The organism is Pseudomonas tritici (assembly GCF_014268275.3).
GTDB classification, from domain to species: Bacteria; Pseudomonadota; Gammaproteobacteria; order Pseudomonadales; family Pseudomonadaceae; genus Aquipseudomonas; species Aquipseudomonas tritici.
This window is the reverse complement of record NZ_CP077084.1, coordinates 3,113,924-3,138,039: the sequence shown is the minus strand read 5'-3', so window position 1 is coordinate 3,138,039 and position 24,116 is coordinate 3,113,924. Positions and strand designations below refer to the sequence as shown.

Genomic DNA, 24,116 nt, shown 5'->3' with positions numbered 1-24,116 from the left:
TGGCTTGCCTGCGATAGCATCAACCGGGTCAGCCTGATCTACCGAATCGCCTGCATCGCAGGCAAGCCAACTCCCACATGTGGATTGCGTCAGGCCTCAGTAGCCGAGGGAAAGCCCGGTGTTGCGACGCGGGTCATTCGCCCCATAGAAGCGGTTATTCCCCACCGGCTTGCCACCCAGGGAAGGTGCGCCCACGAGGATCGCCGCCAAGTGGTTGGCGTCCTGGGGACCTGCAAACTTGTGGCCCCAGCTTTCAAGGATCTTCTGGGTGTCCGGGCTGACCGCGAAGGTCTCCAGGTTAGTCGTCTCAGGCATCCACTGCTGGTGGAAACGCGGCGCGTCCACGGCTTCCTGGATGTTCATCTTGTAGTCGATCACATTCAGGATGGTCAGCAAGGTCGCGGTAATGATGCGGCTGCCACCTGGCGTACCCACTACCATCACCGCCTTGCCATCCTTGGTCACGATGGTCGGGCTCATCGACGACAGCGGCGCCTTGCCCGGTGCAATGGCGTTGGCTTCACCCTGGACCAGCCCGTACATGTTCGGCACGCCGACCTTGACGGTGAAGTCGTCCATTTCATCGTTGAGGATCACCCCGGTCTTGCTCGCCATCACGCCCGCACCGAACCAGTCGTTGAGGGTGTAGGTGACCGACACCGCGTTACCCCACTTGTCGACGATGGAATAGTGGGTGGTGTTATTGCCTTCATGGGGCGATACACCCGGCTTGATCGCCTGGGAATCACCGGCCTTCTGCGGATCAATCGCGTCACGCAGTTTCGTCGCGTAGTTTTTGTCCAGCAGGTGCTCGATCGGGTTCTTTACGAAATCCGGGTCACCGAGGTAGCTGTTACGGTCCACATAGGCGTGGCGCATCGCTTCGATCTGGTAATGCAGGCCTTGGGCCGAGTGATAGCCCAGGTCGGCCATCGGGAAGCCTTCGAGGATGTTCATGATCTGGCAGATCACCACGCCACCGGAGCTCGGCGGCGGTGCCGAAACGACGTGGTAGCCACGGTAGTCGCACTCGATGGGCGCCAGCTCGCGGGTTTTATATTTGTCGAGATCTGCCTGGGTGATGATGCCTTTGCCAGCCTGGCTGGAATCCACCAGGGCCTTGGCAACCCAACCTTTATAGAAACCGTCACTGCCCTTGGCCGAGATTTCCTTGAGGGTCTTGGCCAGGTCTTTCTGCACCAGTTTCTGGCCCACCTGCAGCGGTTGGCCGTTATGCAGGAAGATTCCGCGCATGTCCTTGTCTTTTTCAAACTCGCCGGTAGCGGTATGCAGCAGGTCGATATCACCCTGCTCCAGGGCGAAGCCGTTTTCCGCCAGCTTTATCGCCGGGGCGATGACCTGGGCACGCTTGAGGGTGCCGTATTTGCTCAGGGCCAGCTCCATGCCCGAGACGGTGCCGGGTACGCCGACAGCCAGATGGCCCTTGGCGCTGAGGCCTTCGACGACGTTGCCATCTTTGTCCAGGTACATATTGGCGGTGGCCGCCAGCGGCGCTTTTTCGCGAAAATCGAGGAAGGTCTTGCGCCCGTCAGCCAGTTGCACGGTCATGAAACCGCCACCGCCCAGGTTGCCCGCCGCCGGGTATACCACGGCCAGCGCATAGCCCACGGCGACGGCCGCATCGACCGCGTTGCCGCCGGCCTTGAGCACATCCACGCCCACATGAGTTGCCAGATGCTGGGCCGTTACCACCATGCCATTTTCACCGGCCACCGGGGCCTGGGACGCGGCTTGCACACCACTGACCGTCAACACCAGGGCGGTGGCAATCAAGGTACGGCTGAAGGGTTGGTATTTCATCCATGGCTACTCTGGTTATTGAGATGCACCAAAATAGCCCGTTGCGGATTTAATCCCCAGCGCAATGGCGTTTTTATTACAGAACCTGTCGGTCACAGAACGGACCTGAAAAACCCCATGTTCTATCGCGTGCTCAGGCCGGCACATTCGGCGAGAACGCTGCGCAGAACCAACGCCAAGTCCTTCGCTTCCTGAGCCGTCGCGACATTGGTAAATCCCATCATCAACCCCTGCCCCCGCCCCACCTCGAGCGTCCACGATGACAACGCTTGAACTGCCAACCCCGCACGATCAGCCGCCTCAGCCACAGCCCGATCCGGCACATCCACCACCAACCGCGCCAACAAGTTAATCCCGCCCGCCTGCTCATCCACCCGCAAAAACGCTGCGCAATGCACCCGCAACGCCTCCACCAAATACCCCCTTCGTTGCGCATACAACTGCCGCATTTTCTTCAGATGCCGGGTGAAATGCCCCTGCTCCAGAAAATCCGCCGCCGTCAGCTGCAACAACTGCGCGCTGCGCTGCTGCAACGCATGGGCACCCCGCTCAAACACCTCGACCAACGACACGGGCACCACCAGATACCCCAACCGCAACCCCGGGAACAGCATTTTGCTGAAGCTCCCGGCATAGATCACCCGATCATCCACATCCTGGCTCTTGAGCGCTGCCAGCGGCTGGCCGCGATAGCGAAACTCACTGTCGTAATCATCCTCTACCACCCAACTGCCTTGCGCCCGTGCCCACTCCAGCAAGGCCTGCCGGCGCGCCGGGCTCAACGCCACACCTAAAGGGCTCTGATGCGCCGGGGTGACAATCGCCAGTCGCGCCTCGCGCTCGCGCACCATGCCTTGCTCGACATCCAGGCCATCGCGATCCACCGGCACCGGCACCAGTTCCACACCGTGATGCTCCAGCAATTGCCGCGCATGCAAATATCCAGGGTCTTCAAACCAGCAGCGTTGCCCCGCCATCGCCAGCGCGTCACACACCAACGTCAGGCACCCCGCATACCCGGCGCACACAAATACCTGCTGTGACGAGCACTCCACGCCCCGATACAACGCCAGGTAACTCGCGATCGCCACGCGCAAGGCCTGGGCGCCACGCACATCACCCATCGCCAAGCTGTCGGCGTCAGTGCGGCGCACTTGCTGGGTGACCAACCGTGCCCACAGCTTGCGCGGGAACGCGTCCAAAGCAGGCAGGCCCATCTGCAGCGGACGCGGCCCTGAAGTGCCTGGCAACGCAACCGGTGTTGGCTTGACCGACATCGGCGGCAACGCCTCGGCGATCACCGTTCCCGCTTGCCCGCGCGCCTCAAAGAAGCCCTCGCTGACCAATAGCTGGTACGCCGTCTCCACCGTACCGCGCGCCACCTTGAGCTCCTGGGCCAGCGCCCGCACCGACGGCACGCGCTCACCGGGGCGCAATTGGCCCTGGTCGATGGCTTGGCGAAAGCGCCGGTAGATTTCCTGGTATTTGGGCAGTGACGACATCACAAGTGGCTCGACGGGAAGACAGGCCGAAGTCTGATCATGTCCCAACCCACTTGTCCAATCATGCCCCTGTCGGCCCCCGTTCACCCCCACGACAATGGCGCATCCCTGACCGAACAAAGGATTGCCCATGAAACACCGCCTCGATTACGCCCAGGCCGCCCCTGTCGGCTACAAAGCCCTGGGCGCGGTGCACAGCTACATCCATGCCTGCGGCCTGGAGAAAGAACTGATCGACCTGGTGTACCTGCGGGTCTCGCAACTCAATGGCTGCGCCTATTGCCTGGACAGCCACTCCCGCGACTTGCTCAAACAGGGCGTGAGCCTGGAAAAAATCATGCTGCTGGCCGCTTGGCGCGAAGGGCTCCCGCTCTTTTCCCCGCGTGAGCGTGCCGCCCTGGCCTGGGCCGAAGTGGTCACTTCCGTGGCGCAAACCCAAGTGCCGGATGCGGATTACACAGAGGTCGCGGCGGTGTTCAGTGAGAAGGAAGTCGCCGATCTCACCCTGGCCATTTCGTTGATGAACGCGCTTAACCGCGTTGCGATCAGCTTCCGCAAAGTGCCGGCAGCGATCAAGGCGCACCTGGAGAACCAAGGCCATGAATGAACACGTCGAATGCGTACAGATGGAAACCCAGGCCGATTTCATTGCCAGCTTCGCAGTGATGCAACAGCTGCGCCCGCACCTCACCGACGCCACCGCCTTTGCCGCGCAAATCCAGCGCCAACGGCAAAACGGCTATCGCCTGCTGGCTGCACGCGAAAACGGCCAGGTGATTGGGCTGGCCGGCTACCGGTTGACCGAAAACACCCTGTATGGCCGCTTTATCTACGTGGATGACCTGGTGATAGACGCCGCATTGCAGCGTCGCCGGCTGGGTGAACACCTGCTGGATCGCGTGCGCGAAGAAACCCGCGCGCGTGGCTATCGCTGGCTGGTGCTGGACACCGGCATGCACATGGCCCTGGCCCAGCGTTTTTATTTCCGCCAGGGCCTGCTGCCCCTGGGCATGCACTTTTCCCAGGATTTGAGCCAATGACCCACGCCCTGCTCCTCAGTTTCAGCCCCCACGGCAAAGCCGCGCAGAGCTTCAAACTGTCCCGCGCACTGTTACGCGACGTGGTGCCGGACGCGCAGGTGACCGAGCGCGACTATGGCCGCCAGGCGCTGCCGCCCTTGACCCGTGAATACGCTAACGCGCTGACCACCCCCGGCGGACTCAGCGGCAGCGCGACCGCGCTGTCGGAACAGTTGATCCTGGAACTCGAAGCCTGCGACCTGCTGATCCTCTGCACGCCGGTGCATAACTTCACCGTGCCGGCGGCGCTGAAGGCCTGGATCGACCACGTGGTGCGCATCCAACGCAGCTTTACGCTGAATGAGCAGTTTGAAAAAGTCGGCTTGCTGAAGGACCGACGCACCTTTGTGCTGGTCAGTTCGGGTAACGCCCGCAAGGGCCATGAGCCGGACTTTCTCACGCCGTACATGACCGCGATCCTGTCTACCGTGGGCATTCAGTCAGTCGACTTCGTGTATTTACCGGCCATGGTGCGCGGCGCGGAAGCGGTCAACCGCGCGCTGGAACAGGCGCATCAGCAATTGTCCGCGGCAATCAGCTCTGGCCTATAAAAATAATGGCGCTAGAATCAGCGCCATTCTTGCGCCTGACTTCCTGATACGAGCCCCCCATGAGCTTTGATTTCGACACGATCCACCCACGCCTCGGCACCGGCAGCACCAAGTGGAACCGCTACCCGCAGGACGTTTTGCCGATGTGGATCGCCGACATGGACATCGCCGCGCCCCCCGCCGTGCTGCAGGCGCTGCATGCACGTCTTGACCAGCAGGTCCTCGGCTACAGCGTCGCCGGCCCGGATGTGCGCGAGGCGATCGTTGCCGACCTGTGGGCCAAATACGCTTGGCGCGTACAACCGGATGAGCTGCTGTTCCTGCCCGGCGTCGAACCGGGTTTCAACATGGCGCTGCACGCGTTTGTACAGCCGGGCCAGCCGGTGGTGCTGCAAACCCCGAACTATCGGCCGATCCGCCTGGCCCCAGGACACTGGAACCTGCCGCGCATCGAAGTCCCTTTCGAACTGATCGACACTGAATACCTCACGCCACTGCCCGCCCTGCGCGATGCGCTGGCCGGCGCGGGTGCTCTGCTGCTGAGCAACCCGCACAACCCCATTGGCAAAGTCTTCCCGCGCGAAGAACTGCTCGCCGTGGCCAATGCCTGCCTGGCAAACGGCGCACTGATCATCTCCGATGAAATCCACGCCGAGCTGTGCTTTGACGGCCGCCGCCATATCCCCACCGCCAGCCTCAGCGATGAGATCGCCCAGCGCACCATCACCCTGATGTCGGCCAGCAAGGCCTACAACGTGGCGGGTTTGAAGACCTGCTTCGCGGTGGTCCAGAACGCCGAGATCCGCGAGCGCTTCAACGCGGCCCGTTGCGGCATGGTCGACAGCGTCAGCCCCCTCGGCCTGGAAGCCACCCGCGCCGCCTATAGCCAGTGCGGTGAATGGCTCGACGCGCTGGTGCAATACCTGCAAGCCAACCGTGACTACCTGCTCGACGCCGTGCAAACCCGCCTGCCCGGTGTGGTGATGCATGCACCGCAAGGCACCTACCTGGCCTGGCTCGACTGCAGCGCCCTGGGCCTGGATGACCCGCAACAGTTCTTCCTGGAACAGGCCAAGGTAGGCTTGAGCGCAGGGATCGAATTCGGTGACGACAGCCAGCAATTCGTACGCCTGAACTTCGGCTGCCCACGATCGATGCTGGAAGAAGGTTTGCAGCGTATGGAGCAGGCGCTACGCCAACGCCAGGCCTGACTCACCCAAACCTGAGCCAACTTGCCGGCGATGAGCCGTAATCTGCTCAGCTTTTGATCTGCTCTGCTCTAAGCTTTTGATCTTGATCTTGATCTCAGGCGCCCCGTCAACCACGCTGGCCGAACGCAGGCTTGAATCCGTGGGTAACCCGGCAGGACGCCGGGTTAGCCGCGCTGGGCCAAGGATGGCCCATCGCGGCGGCCCACGGATTCAAGCCGGAGTGAGGGCACACCGAGCCTAGGCGAGGTGCCGAGTGGTGGGGCAAGAGCCCTTTGCTTACTTTGGGGCTTTTCCAAAGTGAGCCGCCGTAAGGGCGGAACCCTAACTGGCCGTGACCGCAGCAACGGATATGTACCCCGACCAGAAAACTCTAGCGCCTACCACATAGCCATCGCAGGCAAGCCAGCTCCCACATTTGAACCTCATTTACAACTGATAAAGCTTGGGCGACTATCAGGCCGCCACGGGAGCAAGCTCCCTCGCCACAGGCGCACCTATGCGGCGATGAGTGGATCGTCAAAGCTTAGCGATGGACACTTCAGTGGACTTCACAAAGGCAATCACCTCACTGCCCACTTTCAATTCCAGATCACGTACCGAACGGGTAGTGATCACCGAAGTGACGACACCGGACGCCGTTTGCACGTCGATTTCCGACACCACTTCCCCCAGCAGAATTTCCTTGATCACACCCTTGAACTGATTGCGCACGTTGATCGCTTTAATGGTCATGTCGGCTTTCCTTTTGGCTGTTGGGTCAATCCGCACGAATGCGCAGGCCCTCAAAATGCGCCATTGCCGACCACATTAAAAAGAATATATATCTCTTTATTTATACGATTAAGATATATGCAGATTGTTGCCCTGCCAACAGCACTTCAACCATTTGCCAACCTCCGTAGCCGCCGAGCGCCAGCGAATCGGCGTGATCCGGTGCTGGCGCAGCTGAAGGCGCTGTGCTTGAACGAGCTGCAACGCGCCCATGCGATTTGAATTGAAACAGCTCCCACACTTAACTCAGTGTGACCCAATACCGCGTCCGCGCCTGCACCTCGAACCCCAGCGTCGAGGCCAATAGGTTGAGGATTCGGTCCGTGTCGTCCAGACGAAAACTGCCTGTCACCCGCAAACGCTCCAGGCGTGAATCCCAGCGCAACACCCCTGGGCGATAGCGCTCCAGCTCCCGCAGAAAATCCCCCAACGGTTGGTTCTGCGCCGTCAACACCCCCTCGCGCCAGCCCAACTGCAACACATCGAACGACGCCCAGGCGGCCAGCCCACTGGCGTTCAGGGGGGCTTGCTGGCCCGCCTGCAAGGTCGTCATTTGCCCGTTCAGGTCGCGTACTTCAACCGAGCCCTTGAGCACCGACACCCGACAGCCGGCGGCCAGTTGCCGCACACACACGTCGGCCTGGCTGACCCTCAACTCGCCGTATCGGGTGTGCACGGTCATCGCCGCCGCGCCAGGTACATTCAGCGCCAACTCACCGTCCACCAAGGTGATGCGGCGCTGCGCCAGGTCCATGTCCACTGCCGTCGCGGTATTGAGTTGCAAGCTGCCGCCGTCGGCCAATGGCAGGCGTTTGCGCTCACCGGTGGCGGTATGCAGGTCGGCGCGCCATACCTCGATGGGCAATTGGCGGCTGACCAGCCAGGCAGTCGGCACCAATGCCGCGATCCCCAAGGCACGCTTGAGCACAGCGCGTCGCCCCGGTTGTGGGCGATCGAGGCTGGCCATCGCCAGGGCCTGGGGCACGTCGCTGAAACGCTGGCGCAGGGTTTGGGCCTTCTGCCAGGTCTGTTCGTGTTGGGGATGGCTGTCACGCCAATGCTGCAACGCGGCGTGATCACGCTCGGTGGCCGCGCCGGATTCGAGCAGCGCCAACCACTGAGCAGCGGCGCGGGCGACGTCGCGGCTCACAGGTCCACCAGCAGGCAGTGCTCGTAGGCTTGGGCCATGTAGCGTTTTACCGTGCGTTCGGACACGTCGAGGCGCTCGGCGATCTCGCGGTAGCCCAACCCTTCCAGTTGGCTCCAGAGGAAGGCGCGGCGGACCAGCACCGGCAAGCCGTCGAGTAATTCATCCAAGGCTTGCAGCGTCTCCAACACCAACCAGCGCTGCTCGGGCGATGGCACGCACGCTTCCGGCAGGTTCGCCAAGGCAGTCAGATAAGCCTGTTCAAGGCTGCGCCGCTGATGAAAATTCACCAGCAGGCGCTTGCCGACGGTCACCAGGTACGCCCGCGGCTCCTGCATCTGCGCAATCGGCTGGGCGCTGGCGAGCACACGCAAAAACGTATCCTGGCTCAGGTCCGCGGCATCCCAGGCATTGCCCAGCCGCCGGCGCAGCCAACTTTCGAGCCAGCTGCGATGGTCGCGGTACAGGCTCGACAAGGTCAGTTCGGGGGCGTGGGTCGGTACAACAGCATCATTCATGGCGAGCGACCTGCGCGGCGCGAGTGAGTCTCAAATGAGATTCATTCTATTTAATATCGCGCCGACACACCATGCCCTTTTCAACAATGCGTTTAGAGCGTGGCGGCTTTCTGCCGCAGCAAGTCGATAAACAACCCCAATTCACGGCTCACCACCTCGCCTTTGCGCAATAGCATGCCAAACGGCGCCAGCCGCACCTCCAGGGCTACCGGCAACGCCACCACCAAACCCATCTTCAGGTAATCACGCAGCGCGCTTTCTGACAGCACCATCACCGCATCGGTCAGCTGGATCAACTGCTGCATGGAGTACACCGAGCTGCATTCGATAATGTCCGCCGGGCTCGGCAGCGCCAGGTCCTGCAGCGCCTGGTCGAAGCCGATACGCGCCGGGCTGGTTTGCGGTTGCAGGATCCACGGCCAGTCACGCACCAATTCCTCCAAGGGCACGTGTTCACGCTGAGCCAGGGGATGGCCCGCATGCACCACCACCAGCAAGCGCTCGTTGCCCAGGGGTTCGAAGCTGTAATGCTCGCTGTCAGTGGCGGCGTTGCGCCGCGAGATCGCCAGGTCGATGCGACCCTGCTCAAGCAGTTGGATCACCTGGTCGCTGGTGTCACCCATGATGCGGATACGCAGTTGCGGGTTCAGCGACTTGATCTGCGCGATGGAGTCCATCACCAAGTCCGGTGCGGCGCCCATGATGGTGCCGATCGACAGGTAGCCATAGCCGCCCTGCTGGCGTGCCATCAAGTCTTCGGCGCAACGGTCCAGCCCGCTCAAGGCTGATTCGGCAAAGCGGATCAACTCCTGGCCCAGCGCCGTCGGGCGCATGCCCCTGGGCAACCGCTCGAAAAGGTCGCAGGCAAACATGTCCTCGATCTCACGCAGCATGCGCGTGGCGGCCGGCTGCGACATGTTCAGCGCCTGGGACGCACGGTGCAGGTTCTGGCTGGAACTCAGCGCAACGAGCATATGCAAATGCTTGTAGCGCAGGCGGTTGAACAGGCTGCGGGAGATCGGCGGACTACTCATCAATTTCCTTTTTATCGATACCCTGAGGTTATCAGTTGTAAGCGAGATTCGATTTGTAGCGCATTGCTCGCCCGCCGTACAGTCCGTCCCATAAGAACAAAACATCGGACGCCACTATGAAAACCCTGCCTGCGCCCCTGCTCGCCAAAATTTCCTGGCGGCTGCTGCCCTTCCTGCTGTTGATGTACATCATGGCCTTTCTCGACCGCGCCAACGTCGGGTTTGCCAAGCAAGCCTTCCAGGCCGATACCGGTTTGAGCGATGCCGCATTCGCATTTGGCGCGGGCGTGTTCTTTGTCGGCTATGCGCTGCTGGAAGTACCGAGCAACCTGATCCTGCACCGTGTCGGCGCCCGCCTGTGGATGTGCCGCATCATGGTCAGTTGGGGCCTGGTTTCGGCGGCCATGGTATTTGCCCATAACGAAACCAGCTTCTATGTGCTGCGTTTTTTACTCGGTGTGGCCGAAGCCGGATTCTTCCCCGGCGTCATCCTCTACCTCACCTATTGGTTCCCCCAGGCCGTGCGCGGCAAGGCCATGGGCTTCTTCTACTTTGGCGCGCCCTTGGCCTTCATCTTCGGCAGCCCGCTGTCCGGTTTGCTGCTGGAAATGGACGGCTTCGCTGGGATTCACGGCTGGCAATGGCTGTTCGCGGTCGAAGGCCTGATGGCAACGGCAGTGGGCATCTGGGCGTATTGGTACCTGGACAATCGCCCCGCCGATGCCACGTGGCTGACCACGGATGAACGCCAGCAGATCCAACGCCTGCTGGACAGCGAAGACCAACACAAAACCTCCCACGGCCGCAGCCTGCTGACCGTGCTGTGCCAACCCTCGGTGTTGTACCTGTGCCTGGTGTACCTGCTGATCCAGGCCAGCGTGTACGGCGTGGTGTTTTACCTGCCAACCCAGGTCGGCGGCCTGCTCGGCACCAAGGTCGGCTTGATGGTCGGGCTGGTCTCGGCCATCCCTTGGCTGTGCGCGCTGTTCGCCGCCTGGTGGATCCCCAGCTATTGCGACCGTACCGGCCTACGCCGCCAGACCGCCTGCCTGACCCTGCTGATGGCCGCCGCCGGCATCGCTTGCTCGGTGACCTTCGCCAACCCGCTGCTGGGCATGCTCGCGCTGTGTTTCGCCGCCTCCGGTTTTATCGCGGTGCAACCGGTGTTCTGGACCTTCCCCTCCAGCTACCTCGCCGGCAGCGCCGCCGCAGCCAGCATTGCGCTGATCAATTCCTTCGGTGCCCTCGGTGGTTTTATAGCCCCTGTGATCAAGCACTGGGCCGAAGGCGCCTTCAATTCCCCGGCAGCCGGTCTGTACCTGCTGTCCGCCACCACGGTACTGGCTGCATTGCTGGTGCTGGGCATCCATTCACCCGGCCGCACAGCGTCGAAAACGCCGGCCACTGTTTAACGCCAGGAGTCACACCATGGGTAATCTCACCATCAAACACGTCCGCGCCTTTGTACTGCGAGGCGGCGGCGCCGATTACCACGACCAGGCCGATGGGCATTGGATCGACGACCATATTTCCACGCCGATGAGCAAGTACCCCGAGTACCGCCAGAGTCGCCGCAGCTTCGGCATCAACGTACTCGGCACCCTGGTGGTGGAAATCGAAGCCAGTGACGGCACCGTTGGTTTTGCCGTGACCACCGGCGGTGAACCGGCCGCCTACATCGTCGAGAAACACCTGGCGCGTTTTATCGAAGGCGCCCGCGTCACCGATATCGAGAAAATCTGGGACCAGATGTACCAGTCCACCCTCTATTACGGCCGCAAGGGTTTGGTGATCAACACGATTTCCGGCGTCGACCTAGCGCTGTGGGACTTGCTCGGCAAAATCCGCCAGGAACCGGTGCACCAATTGCTCGGTGGCGCGGTGCGTGACGAGTTGCAGTTCTACGCCACCGGTGCGCGCCCGGACCTCGCGCAGAAGATGGGCTTTATCGGCGGCAAGATGCCCCTGCATCACGGCCCCAGTGAAGGCGAAGAAGGCCTGCGCAAGAACCTCGAAGCGCTGGCGACCATGCGCGAACGGGTCGGCCCGGACTTTTGGCTGATGCTTGATTGCTGGATGAGCCTGGATCTGAACTACGTCACCAAGCTCGCGATTGGCGCCCATGAACATGGCTTGAAGTGGATCGAAGAAGCGCTGTCCCCGGACGATTACTGGGGCTATGCGGCCCTGCGCAAAAACGTGCCCAAAGGCATGTTGGTCACCACAGGCGAACACGAAGCCACCCGCTGGGGCTTTCGCATGCTGCTAGAGATGGGCTGCTGCGACATCATCCAGCCCGACGTCGGCTGGTGTGGCGGCCTCACTGAGCTGGTGAAAATCTCGGCGCTGGCTGACGCGCATAACGCAATGGTCGTGCCCCACGGTTCATCGGTGTACAGCTACCACTTTGTCGCCACCCGCCATAACAGCCCATTCGCCGAGTTCCTGATGATGGCGCCGAAGGCGGATGAAGTGGTGCCGATGTTCCACCCGCAATTGTTGGGCGAACCGGTGCCGGTGAATGGCCGCATGCGTTTATCGGTACTGGACAAGCCCGGCTTCGGCGTGGACCTGAACCCCGATTGCCAACTGCACCGTCCCTACAACCGCTGAGGAAAGCGCCATGCACATGCCCCGCAATGGCTTCAAGGCCGCCCTCGCCAAGGACGCCACTCAGTATGGCATCTGGGCCGGTTTCGCCACCGGCTACGCCGCCGAGATCGTCGCCAGCCTGGGTTACGACTGGATGCTGATCGACGGTGAACATGCACCCAACACTGTGCCCAGTGTGCTCAACCAGTTGCAGACGGTCGCGCCGTACACCACGGCGCCCGTGGTGCGTGCCGTCAACGGTGACGCCAGCCTGATCAAGCAACTGCTCGACGTCGGCGCCCAGACCTTGATGATCCCCATGGTCGAAACCGCCGAACAGGCCCAGGCCCTGGTGCGTGCCATGCGTTATCCGCCCCACGGTATTCGTGGCGTCGGCGGCGGTTTGACCCGCGCCACACGCTGGGACGGGGTGGACAACTACCTGGACACCGCCCATGAACAGCTGTGCCTGATCGTGCAGGTGGAATCGCGCCTTGGCGTGGAAAACGTCGCTGCGATTGCCGCCGTGGAAGGTGTTGACGCGGTGTTCATCGGCCCCGCCGACTTGTCCATCGGCCTCGGCCATGCCGGCAACCCCGGCCACCCCGAGGTGCAGGAGCGCATCAAACACGCCATCGACGCCACCCTCGCCGCCGGCAAGGTCAGCGGCATCCTGGCGCCCAACGAAGACGACGCACGCCGCTACCAGGCCTGGGGTTGCCGCTTTATCGCGGTGGCTATCGACATCAGCCTGCTGCGCCAGAGCGCCCTGGCCACCCTCGCCCGCTATCGCCCTGCTGTCGACACACAAGCGCCTTCGCGCACTTACTGAGGAACCTGCCCATGTCATCCGTTCCCGTTTACCAGAACTTCATCAATGGCCGCTTCACGCCCAGCGAAGCGCACATTGACGTGCTCAACCCGGCCACTGGCGCGCTGCTGTCCAAGGTGCCGGCGTCCACCGCTGCCGATGTCGACCAGGCCCTGGCCGCCGCGCGCCAGGCGCAAAAGGCCTGGGCGCGCAAACCCGCCATCGAACGCGCCGGGCACCTGCGGCGCATCGCCGCCAAACTGCGTGAGAACGTCGCCCACCTGGCGCGCACCATCACCCTGGAACAAGGCAAAATCAGTGGCTTGGCCGAAGTGGAGGTGAATTTCACCGCCGACTACCTCGACTACATGGCCGAGTGGGCGCGGCGCATTGAAGGCGAGATCATCACCAGCGACCGCCAGGACGAAAATATCTTCCTGTTCCGCAAGCCGTTGGGCGTGGTGGCCGGCATCCTGCCGTGGAATTTTCCGTTCTTCCTGATCGCGCGCAAAATGGCGCCGGCGCTGCTCACCGGCAACACCATCGTGATCAAGCCCAGCGAAGAAACCCCGAACAACTGCTTTGAATTCGCCAAGCTCGTCGCCGAGACCGACCTGCCCGCCGGCGTGTTCAACGTGGTCTGCGGCGACGGCCAGGTCGGCGGCGCACTCACGGCGCACAAAGGCGTAGACATGATCAGCTTCACCGGCAGCGTGGCCACCGGTTCGCGGATCATGACCGCCGCCGCCCCCAACATCACCAAACTCAACCTGGAACTGGGCGGCAAGGCCCCGGCCATCGTGCTGGCGGACGCCGACCTGGACCTGGCGGTGAAAGCCATCCGTGACTCGCGCATCATCAACACCGGCCAAGTGTGCAACTGCGCCGAGCGCGTGTACGTGGAGCGCAAGGTCGCCGATCAATTCATCGAGCGCATCAGCGCAGCCATGTCCGCCACCCGCTACGGCGACCCCATCGCCAGGGCCGACGTGGAAATGGGTCCGCTGATCAATCGCCAGGGCCTGGACAGCGTCAACCGCAAGGTGCGCACCGCGTTGAGCCAGGGCGCGAGCTTGGTCAGTGGCGGGCAGATTGCCGACCTGGGTGCGGGTTTTCACTTCGAGCCGACGGTATTGGCCGGGTGCCGCGCCGACATGGAGATCATGCGCGAAGAGATCTTCGGCCCGGTACTGCCGATCCAGATTGTCGACGACCTCGACGAAGCCATCGCACTGGCCAATGACTGCGATTACGGCCTGACCTCGTCGATCTACACCCGTGACCTGGGCAAGGCCATGCACGCGGTGCGCGAGATCGACTTTGGCGAAACCTACGTCAACCGCGAAAACTTCGAGGCCATGCAAGGTTTCCACGCCGGCGTGCGCAAATCCGGCATCGGCGGCGCCGACGGCAAGCACGGCCTGTACGAGTACACCCACACGCACGTGGTGTACCTGCAGAGCTGAGTTGGTTAAACCGGGCCAGGCACGCTAGCGTGCTGGCCCCTTCGAATTTGCTTCTGATAAGGACGGCGTCATGCCCCTGACCTCCTATAGCGGCCCGATCATCGACAGCCATTTGCACCTGTTCGACCCGCGTCGGCCCCAGGGCATTCCATGGCCCGAGCCGGGTAACCGGCTGTACGCCGCGCACCTGCCAGCGGATTACTGGGCCCTGGCCAAGCCACACAACGTGGTCGGCGCGATTGCCGTGGAAGCCAGCCCGTGGCGCGACGATAACCGCTGGCTGCTCGACACATTACGCAGCGATCCGCGCATGCTCGGCTTCGTGGGCAACCTGGACCCGCTGCACGCACGCTTTGCCGCCGACCTCGATGCCCTGGCGGATGAGCCGCTGTTCCTTGGCCTGCGCTACGGCAACCTGTGGGACCGCGACCTGTTGCTGGACCAGACACGCCCAGGGTTTATCGACGGCCTGCGCCAGCTCGCCGCCACGGGCCGCAGCCTGGACAGCGCCAACCCGAACCCGCGCCTGATCAAGGGCCTGCTGACGTTGAGCGATGCCCTGCCAGCGCTGCGCATTGTCGTCGATCACCTGCCTAACGCCCAGGTGCCGGCGGGTGAAGAAGCGGCGTATCACGCGGACCTGTTGCGCCTGGCAGAGCGCCCGAATGTGTTCGCCAAACTGGCAGAAATCCCCCAGCTCGGGCCGCACGGCTTGATCACCGACACGGCGTTCTACAACGACCGCCTGGCCGTGCTCTGGGAAGCCTTTGGCGAAGACCGTTGCCTCTTCGGCAGCGACTGGCCCAACAGCGATCACCTGGCAGATTTCGCCACCACGCTCGGGCTCGTCAAGCGCTGCATGGCCGACAAATCCGAGACCGTGCAAGGCAAGTTCTTCGTGCACAACGCGGTGCGGATCTACACCCCCGGCCCTCACGCTGGAGCGCAGTGATGCAGACCCGTGCCTTTCGCATGAACCTCAACCCGGGCCAGGCCGCCGAGTACCGCCGACGTCATGATGAGATCTGGCCGGAACTCGCCCAGGCGCTGCTGGAGGCCGGCGTGGTGGATTATCGGATTTTCCTCGATGAGCCCGCCAACGCGCTGTTCGCCACGCTGACCCACGAAGACGTCCATGGCCTGGATGAACTGCCTGGCACCGCACTGATGCAACGCTGGTGGAACTACATGCAAGACATCATGCCCAGCCACGCGGATGCCTCGCCGATCAGTGTCGACCTGCTGCCGATGTTCGAACTGACGCGGCCCTGATCCAACTGACCCACAACAACAATAAAAAGGATTCGACTACGTGGAAATCATTCTCCTTGGTGTGATTCTGCACTTCATCGGCGGCTTCGCTTCCGGCAGTTTCTACATCCCTTACAAGAAGGTCCGCGGCTGGGCCTGGGAAAGTTATTGGATCACTGGCGGCCTGGTGTCCTGGCTGATCGTGCCGCTGATCGCGGCGCAACTGACGGTGCCCGGCTGGGTGGACATCCTGCGCAATGCCGACACCAGCACCCTGCTCTGGACCTACCTGTTCGGCGTTTTGTGGGGTATCGGCGGGCTGACGTTCGGCCTGACCATGCGCTACCTCGGCTTGTCCCTTGGCATGTCGCTGATCATGGGCCTCACCTCGGCCCTCGGCGCCTTGATGCCGGCGCTGTACCGCGACCTGTTCACCACTGAAACCGAAGGCACGCTGACCTCGATGCTGGCCTCTCAAGGTGGGCATTGGGTGTTGTGGGGCGTCGCGGTGTCGTTGATCGGTATTGCGGTGTGCGGCAAGGCCGGACTGATCAAGGAACGCGAAGTGTCGCAGGCGGTGAAGTTCGCCAGTGTCAGCGAGTTCGCGTTGGGCAAGGGCATGCTGGTGGCGGTGATTTCCGGGGTGCTGAGTGCGTGTTTCAGCTACGGCATTTCTGCCGGCCGCCCGCTGGCCGCCGCAGCGGTAGAGCACGGCGCCAACAGCCTGTTCCAGAACAACGTGACCTTTATGGTGATCATGTGGGGCGGACTGACCACGAACGGCATCTGGTGCCTGTGGCTGAATTGGCGCAACCGTACCTTTCATAACTACACCGACCGTAGCACCCCGTTGCTGGGCAACTACCTGCTGGTGGCCATCGCCGGCACCCTGTGGTTCTTGCAGTTTTTCTTCTACGGCATGGGCGAAAGCCGCCTGCAGAACGACGCCAGCTCCTGGGTGCTGCACATGTCGTTCATCATCATCGTGTCCAACTGCTGGGGCTTGTATTTCCGCGAATGGCACGGCACGAGCGCCGCCAACAAGGGCGTTTTGGTAGCCGGTATCGCGGTGATCCTCGGCGCGATTGCCATGGTCGGCTACGGCAATTACCTCGGCTGACGCCACCCATTTTTGAAGGAGTGTTTTTATGTTGCTTGCAGACAAAACCGTGATCATCACCGGCGCCTCCCGTGGCATCGGCCGCGCCGCCGCCCGTGAATGCGCACGCCAAGGCGCCCGCGTAGTCATCGGCCACAGCGGCAGTGGCCAAGGCACGGAGGCGGCGTATTCGTTGATTGAAGAGATACAGGCGTTTGGCGGTGAAGCCATCGAAGTGGGCGGCGACGCTGCGGACCCGGACACCGGCGACAAACTGGTGGCGGGCGCAGTCAAGGCCTTTGGCAGCGTCGACGTGTTCGTCAATAACGCCGGCATCTGCCCGTTCCACTCGTTCCTCGACATGCCCCGCGAGGTGTACCTGAAAACTGTCAACACCAATCTCAACGGCGCCTACTTCGCCGTGCAGGCGGCGGCCAACCAGATGAAAAACCAGGGGCGCGGCGGCGCAATCATTGCCGTCAGCTCCATCAGCGCCCTCGTCGGCGGCGGTATGCAAACCCACTACACGCCGACCAAGGCTGGGCTGCATTCGCTGATGCAGTCCTGTGCGATTGCCCTGGGGCCTTATGGCATTCGCTGCAACTCGGTACTGCCGGGGACTATCGCCACCGACATCAACAAGGAGGATCTCGCGGATGAGGAAAAACTCGCCTACATGACCTCGCGCACGCCGTTGGGTCGACTCGGCGAGCCGGATGACGTGGCAGGGCCGATCGTGTTCCTGGCGTCGGACATGGCGCGCTATGTGACCGGTGCGTCGTTGCTGGTGGATGGCGGGTTGTTCGTTAACCTGCAGTAACCCCCGCTCTTCCTGACACCACAGTTCCAATGTGGGAGCGGGCTTGCTCGCGAATGCAGTGTGTCAGTCACCAGATTCATGCCTGAACCACCGCTTTCGCGAGCAAGCCCGCTCCCACAGGGGGCCTCTGTGTGCCTGAAATTTGTGCTGAACCCAATAAAAACAACAATCCAAGGAGCCTCCCATGCGCACCACCCTCCCCCTGGCCCTGCTCTGCAGCGCCATGTCCACCTGTGCCTTCAGCGCCGGTTTGCTGGACCCAAACTCCCCCGCCATGCTCGGCGACTGGAACGGCCTGCGCCCGCAACTGGCCGAGCAAGGCTATGACTTCACCCTCAAATATGTCGGCGAAGTCGGTTCCAACCTTGGCGGTGGGTACAACTCGCACACCACCGCGCGCTGGAGCGACCAGTTGATTCTTGGCGTGAACATGGACCTGCAAAAACTCCTTGGCTGGCGCGACGCGACCTTTCGCATCGGCATCGGCGAGCGCCATGGCAAGGACATCACCAATGACCGCGTGCACCAGCCCAACGCCACCGGACTGACCTCCACCATGGAAGTCTTCGGCGGCGGCAATGCCTGGCGGCTATCGCAGTTCTGGTACGAACAGAAATTCTTTGAGCGCAAGTTCGCCCTGAAACTGGGGCGGTTCGGCCATAGCGAAGACTTCGATCAGTTCCCCTGCGAATTCCAGAACGTGACCCTGTGCGGTTCCCAGGAAGGCAACTGGAACGGCGTGTGGAACAGCTTCCCCATCAGCCAGTGGGCGGTGCGCGCCAAGTACCAGTTCACCGACGCGTTCGCGGTGCAGGTCGGTGCCTACGACAAGAACCCCGGCAACGCTGAAGCCAGCAATGGTTTCAAACCGTTTATCAGCGGCTCCCAGGGCACCAGCTTTCCCATCGAAGCCATCTGGAAAGGCCAGGTTGCCGGGCTGAATGCCGAATACCACGTGGGTTACTACTACGCCAACGCCGACACCAAGGACATGCTCAAGGACGCCGACGGCAACTTTGCCGCCAGCTCGCAAAAGCCGTATCGGATGTATTCGAGCAACGACGGCTGGTGGCTGTCGGGCCAGCAGCAACTGACCACGGTCGACGGCAACAGCAAACGCGGACTCAACGTGTTCGCCAACCTGACGATGAATGACCCGGACAAGAGCGTGATCAAAAACCTGATCCAGGTCGGCCTGATCTACCGGGGCCCGTTCGATTCACGCCCGGACGACACCTTCGGCATTGGCGCGTCGAAACTGCAGGTCAGCGACCGCTACACGCGTAACACGCAGATGCTTAACGAGGCCAATGGCGTGATCGCCATCGACGACCCGCTGTATGTACCCGAGCAGCGTCGCGAGTACAGCTACGAAATCAACTACGGCGTGCAAGCGACGAAGTGGCTGATGGTGCGGCCCAACCTGCAATACGTGAAATACCCCGGCGGACTGGCGCAAACCACCGGCGCGGTCGTTGGTGGCGTGCAGTTTATCGCTGACTTCTAGTCGTTCTCTGCATCAAACACCTGCCCGCGCCCCACCACACTGGCGGGCTTGAGCACGGCGCCCGGCGCCAACACCGCATTGGCGCCGATCCGGCATTGATCACCGAGCAACGCGCCAAACTTGTCACAGCCCGTGCGTTTCAAGGCCCCGTCGACCCGCACCTGCACATTTTTGTCATCGCGCTCGTTGCGGTAGTTGGCGACGATGCTCCCCGCCTCCAGATTGATCCCATGCCCCAGCACCGAATCGCCGACAAAGTTGAAATGCGCCAGCTTGCTGGCGCTGAACACAAACGAGGTTTTCAACTCGGCACCAGGGCCGATGATGCAGCCCTCATCCAACCAGCAACCACCGCGCAGCAGCGCGCCACTGGCGATAAAACAATCGGCGCCGATGATCAGGGGCGGCTTGAGCAAGGCGCCGGGCTCGACAGTGGCCGTACGGTGGATGGCGATGTCATCCCGAATCAGGTACTCGTCGGCTGGCAGCTCGGCCAGTAGTTGGCGAACCACGGCAGGCGCCTGGGTGACCAGCGCCCACGGCGTCAGGTCCGCCCAGGGTGCCAGCGCGGATTGGGAGAAATGGGCGATGTAGTCGGTGAGTCGGATCAACGTCGAACCCTCTAACGGTCGGAGAAGGTCAGACGCTAGCATTATTCGTCTTGTAATGGATCTACAGGTGGCTGAAACCTTGTAGTGAGCGAGCATGCTCGCGCTGGGCTGCGAAGCGGCCCCAAAAAACGGGAGCGCTGCGCACTTCAGCGCGAGCAAGCTCGCTCACTACAGGTCAGTGAGCGTCTTGGAGGATCAGGTCGGCGCCCTGCCGCCCAGCCCTGAACGTTTCCAGCCGGCGTGAAAGCCCTGGTAAGGGTCTGCCGGGGTGCGATTGACGTACAACTCGCCGGCTTCGATGGTGTTCGCCACGTTCATCGCCGTGCGGTAGTTCTCGGTGTAGAGCACCGACGACAGGCCGAGCGGGTGGTCGTTAGCCCTGGCCAGTGCTTCGTCGATATCGCGGTACTTGAGCACCGGCAGCACTGGGCCGAAGATTTCTTCCTGGATTATGCCCAACGTTGTTGTTATCCGAGTGACATGCAGTTTTGTCATCGGCCAGCCGTTGGACAAACGACTTATTGCGTGGGGTAACGTGCAAAAAAACGCAGGTTAGTCGGTTTCGGTGGTCAGAACCCGCGCGTACGCAGCCACTGCAGGAAGCCCTTCTTCACCGGCACCACCGGCGTCTCCTGGGTCAGGGCCTGCGCGGCGTGCATGCGGAAGTCGAGCAGGGTTTTCATCGCGTCACTGATGTCGTGGCGGGCGTCCAGGCATGGCGTCAAGTATTCCTTCTCGATGCGGTACAGGGTGCAGAACGTCTTCGCGGAAAAGTCCGCCAGCGCGGCCTGGTCCGTCAGGATCCCCGCCTCGCCAATCACCTCGCCCGGCCCCATGCGTCCGGCTTCGAATTTGTGCCCAGCCTTGGTCAGCATCACCGACACCACGCCGGACTCGATGATAAACAAATGATCGCTGACCTCTCCCGCCGGCAAAATCATCTCGCCGGTACGGTAGGTGTGCAGGGTCATGTTCTGGCTGAAGGTGTCTTTTTCCTCTTGGCGCAACGTGGAGAAGATCGTCGAGTTGTCCAGCAGCGCCCGCGCCCGTGACGTTGCCGCCGGCGTGGCGCTTTCGACGGCGGACAACAAACTCACGCCCGCCGCCTGCAGGTGCCGGAAAGCCAGGTCGTAGAGCTGGTTACGCACTTCGCGCTTGAGGGTCATGGCCGGTACAAACCCACTGATTTCATACTCGACGCCGCCACTGGCCGAGGTCTTGAACGCCACGCTCGGCGCAGGTTTGCTTAACAGTGGCCGGCAACCCTGCATCGCCCGCTCCAGCGACTCGATCACCGTTTGCGGACGCGCATGCGGGCTGACTTGCAGGCTGACCGCCAGGCCAAACATGTCCGCCGGGCGCGAAAAATTGATGATCTTGGCCTTGGCCGCCAAGGAATTGGGGATCACCGCCATGCTGCCCTGGGAGGTTTGCAAGCGCGTGGCGCGCCAGTCGATGTCCGTGACCCGGCCTTCGGTGCCGTCGATGGAGATCCAGTCATCCAACTGATACGGCTTGGTGGTGTTGAGTACGATGCCGGAAAACACGTCGCTCAACGTGCTCTGCAGGGCCAGGCCGACGATGATCGCCACCGCGCCGGACGTGGCGAGCACGCCTTTGACCGGCAAGTCGAGCACATAAGCCATGGCGGCAATGATCGCGATCAGGAAAATCACCGCGCCCATCAGATCCTGCAACAACCGCCCAGTGTGCCCGACCCGCTGCATCATCAGCGTACCGAGCAACACGGTCAGCGTACGCGCCGCAAATAGCCACCAGCCGATCTGCAACGCGGTGGCCGCCAGGTGCAAGGCGGTGTTGTCCGCATAGGGCGCGAGCTGCATGGGGTTCATGCCGTCGTTGAACAGCACCGCACTGAATACCGCGAAGATCACCAACCGCGCCGCCAGCTTCCAATTGGCGAGGTCGGCGGAAATGAGCCGCCACACGGCGATGTCGATAAAGATCAGCGCCAGGGCGCACAGCATCGGGTGTTCAGCGATAAATGAGGGCATCCAGGCGACTCCAGGGCGAATGACGGGAAGATCGCATGAAATGAAGAGATGGGGTATAGCGCAGGACAAAATGTGGGAGCAACTGTCTTGATGGTTTTCATCAAGCCATTTTTTCCAGAGGCGGCAACGCTCCCACGGCTGTACTCCGTGTAACTGCTTTAGGAAATAGCTACCGCAGGATTTTAGGCGGCGTGCTCTTTCCATTCAGATCCATCACGGATCATTGCGTTTAGGCGTACCAGCAAAACACGCATACACGCGATGAGTGCCACTTTGGCGCATTTTCCTTTCTCGCGCAGCGCCTTATATCGCGCGGCAAACTCAGGCTGAAACCGGATCACTGACCAACAGGCCATATACAGTGAGCGCCTCGCGGCGAACCTGCCGCCGCTGATATGACGCTTGCCTTTGTGCTTGCCGCTATCGTCGTTGTAGGGCGCAGTGCCGCTCAATGCTGCAATCTGATGTCTACCCACCTCGCCTAGCTCCGGAAGATAGGACATCAAGCTGGCCGCTGTAACAAGTCCTATGCCTTTGACTGAGCACAGAAGGGCTACTTTTTTACGATCCAGACGTTCTGTACTTTGGCGGATCAGGCTTTCCAGCTCCTTCAGCACTTTTTGCAAATAGTCGATATGACTCTGCAGCGCAGGCTTGACCACGTCAGAGGAGGCCGTTTTAAGCCGCCGTTTGTCGTCATCTCTTTGCTGAACAAAGTGCTCTCGCTGTTGGACTAGGGCGCGCAAATCATCCTGCTCGGCGCTGGTAACCCGGCTATCGGGCGATTTGATGACCGCTGCGAACTGCGCAAGAAGGCGTGCATCTATCGGATCGGTTTTGGCTTGTTGCCCCATAGCCCGGGCAAAGCTTTTGGCTCGGCAAGGGTTGATCCGTATGACTTCAAAGCCCGCAGCTTGAAGCGCTTTCATGACTTTGCGCTCGTAACCGCCAGTGGCCTCCAGCAACACTCGACCCACGCGATGCAGGGTTAGCCATCCAATTAACCCAGGAAAATCACTCTGCGAATTGGAACAACTCATCGCTACATCCAGTTGATCAACCCGAATCTCGAGGCTACCGCTGGAGACATCAATACCTGCTGGATAGGAAAACATAGCCAAATCCTCTTACACTCAAGGTGAGAGCGCTCTGGCTTGGCCCACGCTTGTAACTGTTCGAGGTGGGCTCGTTCAACTGTTCGGGCTCAATGACCAGAGTGGAGAGGTGAGTGACAGCATGGGCTCCCACACGTGCTTTAAGCACTTCGGGCATTCAGCTTGTCACTCACCGCTCTCACCTTCAGTTTAAGCCTGGTTCAAGACACAAGCGGGCTTGCTCGCGAATGCGGTGGTTCAGTTGGAATATCTTTGACTGATCCTCCGCATTCGCGAGCAAGCCCGCTCCCACATTAGAGCTGTGGTCGCTCCCTAGGCGTGCATCTGCCCGAACTTGCCTGCGTGGAAATCAGCAAACGCCTGATGAATCTCCTGCTCGGTATTCATCACAAACGGCCCATGCCCCACGATCGGCTCGTCGATAGGCTCGCCACTCAGCAGCAAGACCTTGGCGTCGTCGCTGGCCTCCAGGCTGAGCTGGCTGCCAGCGCGCTCGAACAACGCCAATTGCCCTTGACGCGCTACCTCCTCGCCATTGACCAGCACCGTGCCACGCAGAATTACCAGTGCAGTGTTGCGTCCTTCATGCAGGTCCAGGGTGACTGGCTTGGCGGCGTTGAGGCGAACGTCCCACACGTCTATCGGCGTGAAGGTGCGGGCCGGGCCATGGCTGCCGGCGAATTCACCGGCGATCAGGCGCAGTTGCCCGGCGTCGTTGGCCAGTGGCAATACCGGGATGTCGCCGTCGACAATGGTCTGGTAACCGGCGTCGGCCATTTTGTCCTTGGCCGGCAGGTTGACCCACAGTTGCACCATCTCCAGCGCACCGCCGCTGCGGGCGAAGGCTTCGGAGTGGAACTCCTCGTGGAGAATGCCTTTGGCGGCGGTCATCCATTGCACGTCGCCCGGGCCGATTTTGCCGCCGGCGCCGGTGGAATCGCGGTGTTCGACCTCACCGTCGTAGACGATGGTCACGGTTTCAAAACCGCGATGGGGGTGTTGGCCGACGCCGCGACGTTGTTCAGTCGGGGTGAAATCAGCCGGGCCGGCGTGGTCCAGCAACAGGAATGGGCTGATGTGCTTGCCCATGCTGTCGTAGGAAAACAGTGTGCGTACCGGAAAGCCGTCGCCGACCCAATGGGCGCGGGGGCTGGTGTAGATGCCGATAAGTTTTTTCATGGTGTACCTCCAAAGT

General features: G+C 61.6%; 24 protein-coding genes. 13 read left to right on the top strand and 11 right to left on the bottom strand.

The window, feature by feature from the left end; genetic code table 11:
• Positions 1-96: 96 nt before the first annotated feature.
• Both ggt and pdxR read right to left on the bottom strand, forming a co-directional pair.
• A complete protein-coding gene (ggt, locus tag HU722_RS13960) occupies positions 97-1,821 on the bottom strand; it encodes a gamma-glutamyltransferase (RefSeq protein WP_065873213.1) in 1,725 nt (574 codons plus the stop codon).
• 122 nt (positions 1,822-1,943) lie between these two features.
• Positions 1,944-3,323, bottom strand: coding sequence for a MocR-like pyridoxine biosynthesis transcription factor PdxR (gene pdxR / locus HU722_RS13955; protein ID WP_065891025.1), 1,380 nt, complete (start codon positions 3,321-3,323; stop codon positions 1,944-1,946).
• A gap of 130 nt (positions 3,324-3,453) precedes the next feature.
• Here pdxR and HU722_RS13950 point away from each other — a divergent pair, with 130 nt between their 5' ends.
• Genes HU722_RS13950 through HU722_RS13935 form a run of 4 tightly spaced genes read left to right on the top strand, consistent with a single transcriptional unit; the run spans position 3,454 to position 6,164 of the window.
• Positions 3,454-3,930, top strand: coding sequence for a carboxymuconolactone decarboxylase family protein (locus tag HU722_RS13950; RefSeq protein ID WP_065873215.1), 477 nt, complete (start codon positions 3,454-3,456; stop codon positions 3,928-3,930).
• Complete coding sequence (locus HU722_RS13945) at positions 3,923-4,363, top strand: GNAT family N-acetyltransferase (protein ID WP_065873216.1); 441 nt, start codon at positions 3,923-3,925, stop codon at positions 4,361-4,363. The genes HU722_RS13950 and HU722_RS13945 overlap by 8 nt, the downstream gene beginning before the upstream one ends.
• The gene (locus HU722_RS13940; RefSeq protein ID WP_065873217.1) at positions 4,360-4,953 is read left to right on the top strand and encodes an FMN-dependent NADH-azoreductase; all 594 of its coding nucleotides are present in this window, start codon (positions 4,360-4,362) and stop codon (positions 4,951-4,953) included. The genes HU722_RS13945 and HU722_RS13940 overlap by 4 nt, the downstream gene beginning before the upstream one ends.
• 59 nt (positions 4,954-5,012) lie before the next feature.
• Complete coding sequence (locus HU722_RS13935) at positions 5,013-6,164, top strand: MalY/PatB family protein (protein ID WP_065873218.1); 1,152 nt, start codon at positions 5,013-5,015, stop codon at positions 6,162-6,164.
• Positions 6,165-6,680: 516 nt separating this feature from the next.
• On the opposite strand, the gene HU722_RS13930 is transcribed toward HU722_RS13935, so the two are convergent.
• The 4 genes from HU722_RS13930 to HU722_RS13915 all read right to left on the bottom strand — a co-directional run bounded on the left by HU722_RS13930 (position 6,681) and on the right by HU722_RS13915 (position 9,634).
• Positions 6,681-6,896: a TOBE domain-containing protein gene (locus HU722_RS13930; protein WP_065891026.1), complete on the bottom strand. Its 216-nt coding sequence runs from the start codon at positions 6,894-6,896 to the stop codon at positions 6,681-6,683.
• A gap of 280 nt (positions 6,897-7,176) precedes the next feature.
• On the bottom strand, positions 7,177-8,085 hold the full coding sequence (locus tag HU722_RS13925) for a FecR domain-containing protein (RefSeq protein WP_065891027.1): 909 nt from the start codon (positions 8,083-8,085) through the stop codon (positions 7,177-7,179).
• Complete coding sequence (locus HU722_RS13920; RefSeq protein ID WP_049708526.1) at positions 8,082-8,600, bottom strand: sigma-70 family RNA polymerase sigma factor; 519 nt, start codon at positions 8,598-8,600, stop codon at positions 8,082-8,084. The genes HU722_RS13925 and HU722_RS13920 overlap by 4 nt, the downstream gene beginning before the upstream one ends.
• Positions 8,601-8,692: 92 nt before the next feature.
• On the bottom strand, positions 8,693-9,634 hold the full coding sequence (locus tag HU722_RS13915; protein WP_065873221.1) for a LysR family transcriptional regulator: 942 nt from the start codon (positions 9,632-9,634) through the stop codon (positions 8,693-8,695).
• 116 nt (positions 9,635-9,750) lie between these two features.
• On the opposite strand from HU722_RS13915, the gene HU722_RS13910 reads away from it, so the two are divergent.
• The 9 genes from HU722_RS13910 to HU722_RS13870 all read left to right on the top strand — a co-directional run bounded on the left by HU722_RS13910 (position 9,751) and on the right by HU722_RS13870 (position 19,180).
• A complete protein-coding gene (locus HU722_RS13910) occupies positions 9,751-11,046 on the top strand; it encodes an MFS transporter (protein ID WP_065891028.1) in 1,296 nt (431 codons plus the stop codon).
• A 16-nt stretch (positions 11,047-11,062) separates the two neighbouring features.
• Positions 11,063-12,247, top strand: coding sequence for an L-rhamnonate dehydratase (rhmD, locus tag HU722_RS13905; protein WP_065891029.1), 1,185 nt, complete (start codon positions 11,063-11,065; stop codon positions 12,245-12,247).
• A gap of 10 nt (positions 12,248-12,257) precedes the next feature.
• Complete coding sequence (locus tag HU722_RS13900) at positions 12,258-13,058, top strand: HpcH/HpaI aldolase family protein (protein ID WP_065891030.1); 801 nt, start codon at positions 12,258-12,260, stop codon at positions 13,056-13,058.
• A gap of 11 nt (positions 13,059-13,069) precedes the next feature.
• Positions 13,070-14,503, top strand: a complete 1,434-nt coding sequence (aldA, locus tag HU722_RS13895; protein WP_065891031.1) for an aldehyde dehydrogenase — start codon at positions 13,070-13,072, stop codon at positions 14,501-14,503.
• Between the two features lie 70 nt (positions 14,504-14,573).
• Entirely contained in the window at positions 14,574-15,455 is an 882-nt protein-coding gene (locus tag HU722_RS13890) for an amidohydrolase family protein (RefSeq protein WP_065891032.1), read from the top strand.
• Positions 15,455-15,775 carry an L-rhamnose mutarotase gene (gene rhaM / locus HU722_RS13885; protein ID WP_175403029.1) on the top strand — a complete coding sequence of 107 codons (321 nt, stop codon included), beginning with the start codon at positions 15,455-15,457 and terminating at the stop codon, positions 15,773-15,775. Before HU722_RS13890 ends, rhaM begins: the two co-directional genes overlap by 1 nt.
• A 40-nt stretch (positions 15,776-15,815) precedes the next feature.
• Positions 15,816-16,874 (top strand): L-rhamnose/proton symporter RhaT, encoded by a 1,059-nt coding sequence (rhaT, locus tag HU722_RS13880; RefSeq protein WP_065880441.1) that lies wholly within the window; start codon positions 15,816-15,818, stop codon positions 16,872-16,874.
• A gap of 28 nt (positions 16,875-16,902) precedes the next feature.
• Complete coding sequence (gene lra1, locus HU722_RS13875; protein WP_049708534.1) at positions 16,903-17,673, top strand: L-rhamnose 1-dehydrogenase Lra1; 771 nt, start codon at positions 16,903-16,905, stop codon at positions 17,671-17,673.
• 184 nt (positions 17,674-17,857) lie between these two features.
• Positions 17,858-19,180: a carbohydrate porin gene (locus tag HU722_RS13870; protein ID WP_186755320.1), complete on the top strand. Its 1,323-nt coding sequence runs from the start codon at positions 17,858-17,860 to the stop codon at positions 19,178-19,180.
• Here the strand turns inward: HU722_RS13870 and HU722_RS13865 are convergent.
• From HU722_RS13865 to HU722_RS13845, 5 genes are all read right to left on the bottom strand, one after another.
• A complete protein-coding gene (locus HU722_RS13865) occupies positions 19,177-19,791 on the bottom strand; it encodes an LbetaH domain-containing protein (RefSeq protein WP_083213991.1) in 615 nt (204 codons plus the stop codon). The two genes, HU722_RS13870 and HU722_RS13865, sit on opposite strands and share 4 nt — an antisense overlap.
• Before the next feature lie 195 nt (positions 19,792-19,986).
• Positions 19,987-20,313, bottom strand: a complete 327-nt coding sequence (locus HU722_RS13860) for an aldehyde dehydrogenase family protein (protein WP_256534803.1) — start codon at positions 20,311-20,313, stop codon at positions 19,987-19,989.
• Positions 20,314-20,360: 47 nt separating this feature from the next.
• Positions 20,361-21,806, bottom strand: coding sequence for a mechanosensitive ion channel family protein (locus tag HU722_RS13855; protein ID WP_065873232.1), 1,446 nt, complete (start codon positions 21,804-21,806; stop codon positions 20,361-20,363).
• A 182-nt stretch (positions 21,807-21,988) separates the two neighbouring features.
• The gene (locus HU722_RS13850) at positions 21,989-22,921 is read right to left on the bottom strand and encodes an IS110 family transposase (protein WP_065875287.1); all 933 of its coding nucleotides are present in this window, start codon (positions 22,919-22,921) and stop codon (positions 21,989-21,991) included.
• Positions 22,922-23,233: 312 nt separating this feature from the next.
• Positions 23,234-24,100: a pirin family protein gene (locus tag HU722_RS13845; RefSeq protein ID WP_065880439.1), complete on the bottom strand. Its 867-nt coding sequence runs from the start codon at positions 24,098-24,100 to the stop codon at positions 23,234-23,236.
• Between the last annotated feature and the right edge of the window lie 16 nt (positions 24,101-24,116).

Excerpts from the sequence above, each read along its gene's own strand:
- ggt (WP_065873213.1), bottom strand. The coding sequence starts at position 1,821 with ATGAAATACCAACCCTTCAGCCGTACCTTGATTGCCACCGCCCTGGTG.
- pdxR (WP_065891025.1), bottom strand. The coding sequence starts at position 3,323 with ATGTCGTCACTGCCCAAATACCAGGAAATCTACCGGCGCTTTCGCCAA.
- HU722_RS13950 (WP_065873215.1), top strand. The coding sequence starts at position 3,454 with ATGAAACACCGCCTCGATTACGCCCAGGCCGCCCCTGTCGGCTACAAA.
- HU722_RS13945 (WP_065873216.1), top strand. The coding sequence starts at position 3,923 with ATGAATGAACACGTCGAATGCGTACAGATGGAAACCCAGGCCGATTTC.
- HU722_RS13940 (WP_065873217.1), top strand. The coding sequence starts at position 4,360 with ATGACCCACGCCCTGCTCCTCAGTTTCAGCCCCCACGGCAAAGCCGCG.
- HU722_RS13935 (WP_065873218.1), top strand. The coding sequence starts at position 5,013 with ATGAGCTTTGATTTCGACACGATCCACCCACGCCTCGGCACCGGCAGC.
- HU722_RS13930 (WP_065891026.1), bottom strand. The coding sequence starts at position 6,896 with ATGACCATTAAAGCGATCAACGTGCGCAATCAGTTCAAGGGTGTGATC.
- HU722_RS13920 (WP_049708526.1), bottom strand. The coding sequence starts at position 8,600 with ATGAATGATGCTGTTGTACCGACCCACGCCCCCGAACTGACCTTGTCG.
- HU722_RS13915 (WP_065873221.1), bottom strand. The coding sequence starts at position 9,634 with ATGAGTAGTCCGCCGATCTCCCGCAGCCTGTTCAACCGCCTGCGCTAC.
- HU722_RS13910 (WP_065891028.1), top strand. The coding sequence starts at position 9,751 with ATGAAAACCCTGCCTGCGCCCCTGCTCGCCAAAATTTCCTGGCGGCTG.
- rhmD (WP_065891029.1), top strand. The coding sequence starts at position 11,063 with ATGGGTAATCTCACCATCAAACACGTCCGCGCCTTTGTACTGCGAGGC.
- HU722_RS13900 (WP_065891030.1), top strand. The coding sequence starts at position 12,258 with ATGCACATGCCCCGCAATGGCTTCAAGGCCGCCCTCGCCAAGGACGCC.
- aldA (WP_065891031.1), top strand. The coding sequence starts at position 13,070 with ATGTCATCCGTTCCCGTTTACCAGAACTTCATCAATGGCCGCTTCACG.
- HU722_RS13890 (WP_065891032.1), top strand. The coding sequence starts at position 14,574 with ATGCCCCTGACCTCCTATAGCGGCCCGATCATCGACAGCCATTTGCAC.
- rhaM (WP_175403029.1), top strand. The coding sequence starts at position 15,455 with ATGCAGACCCGTGCCTTTCGCATGAACCTCAACCCGGGCCAGGCCGCC.
- lra1 (WP_049708534.1), top strand. The coding sequence starts at position 16,903 with ATGTTGCTTGCAGACAAAACCGTGATCATCACCGGCGCCTCCCGTGGC.
- HU722_RS13870 (WP_186755320.1), top strand. The coding sequence starts at position 17,858 with ATGCGCACCACCCTCCCCCTGGCCCTGCTCTGCAGCGCCATGTCCACC.
- HU722_RS13855 (WP_065873232.1), bottom strand. The coding sequence starts at position 21,806 with ATGCCCTCATTTATCGCTGAACACCCGATGCTGTGCGCCCTGGCGCTG.
- HU722_RS13850 (WP_065875287.1), bottom strand. The coding sequence starts at position 22,921 with ATGTTTTCCTATCCAGCAGGTATTGATGTCTCCAGCGGTAGCCTCGAG.
- HU722_RS13845 (WP_065880439.1), bottom strand. The coding sequence starts at position 24,100 with ATGAAAAAACTTATCGGCATCTACACCAGCCCCCGCGCCCATTGGGTC.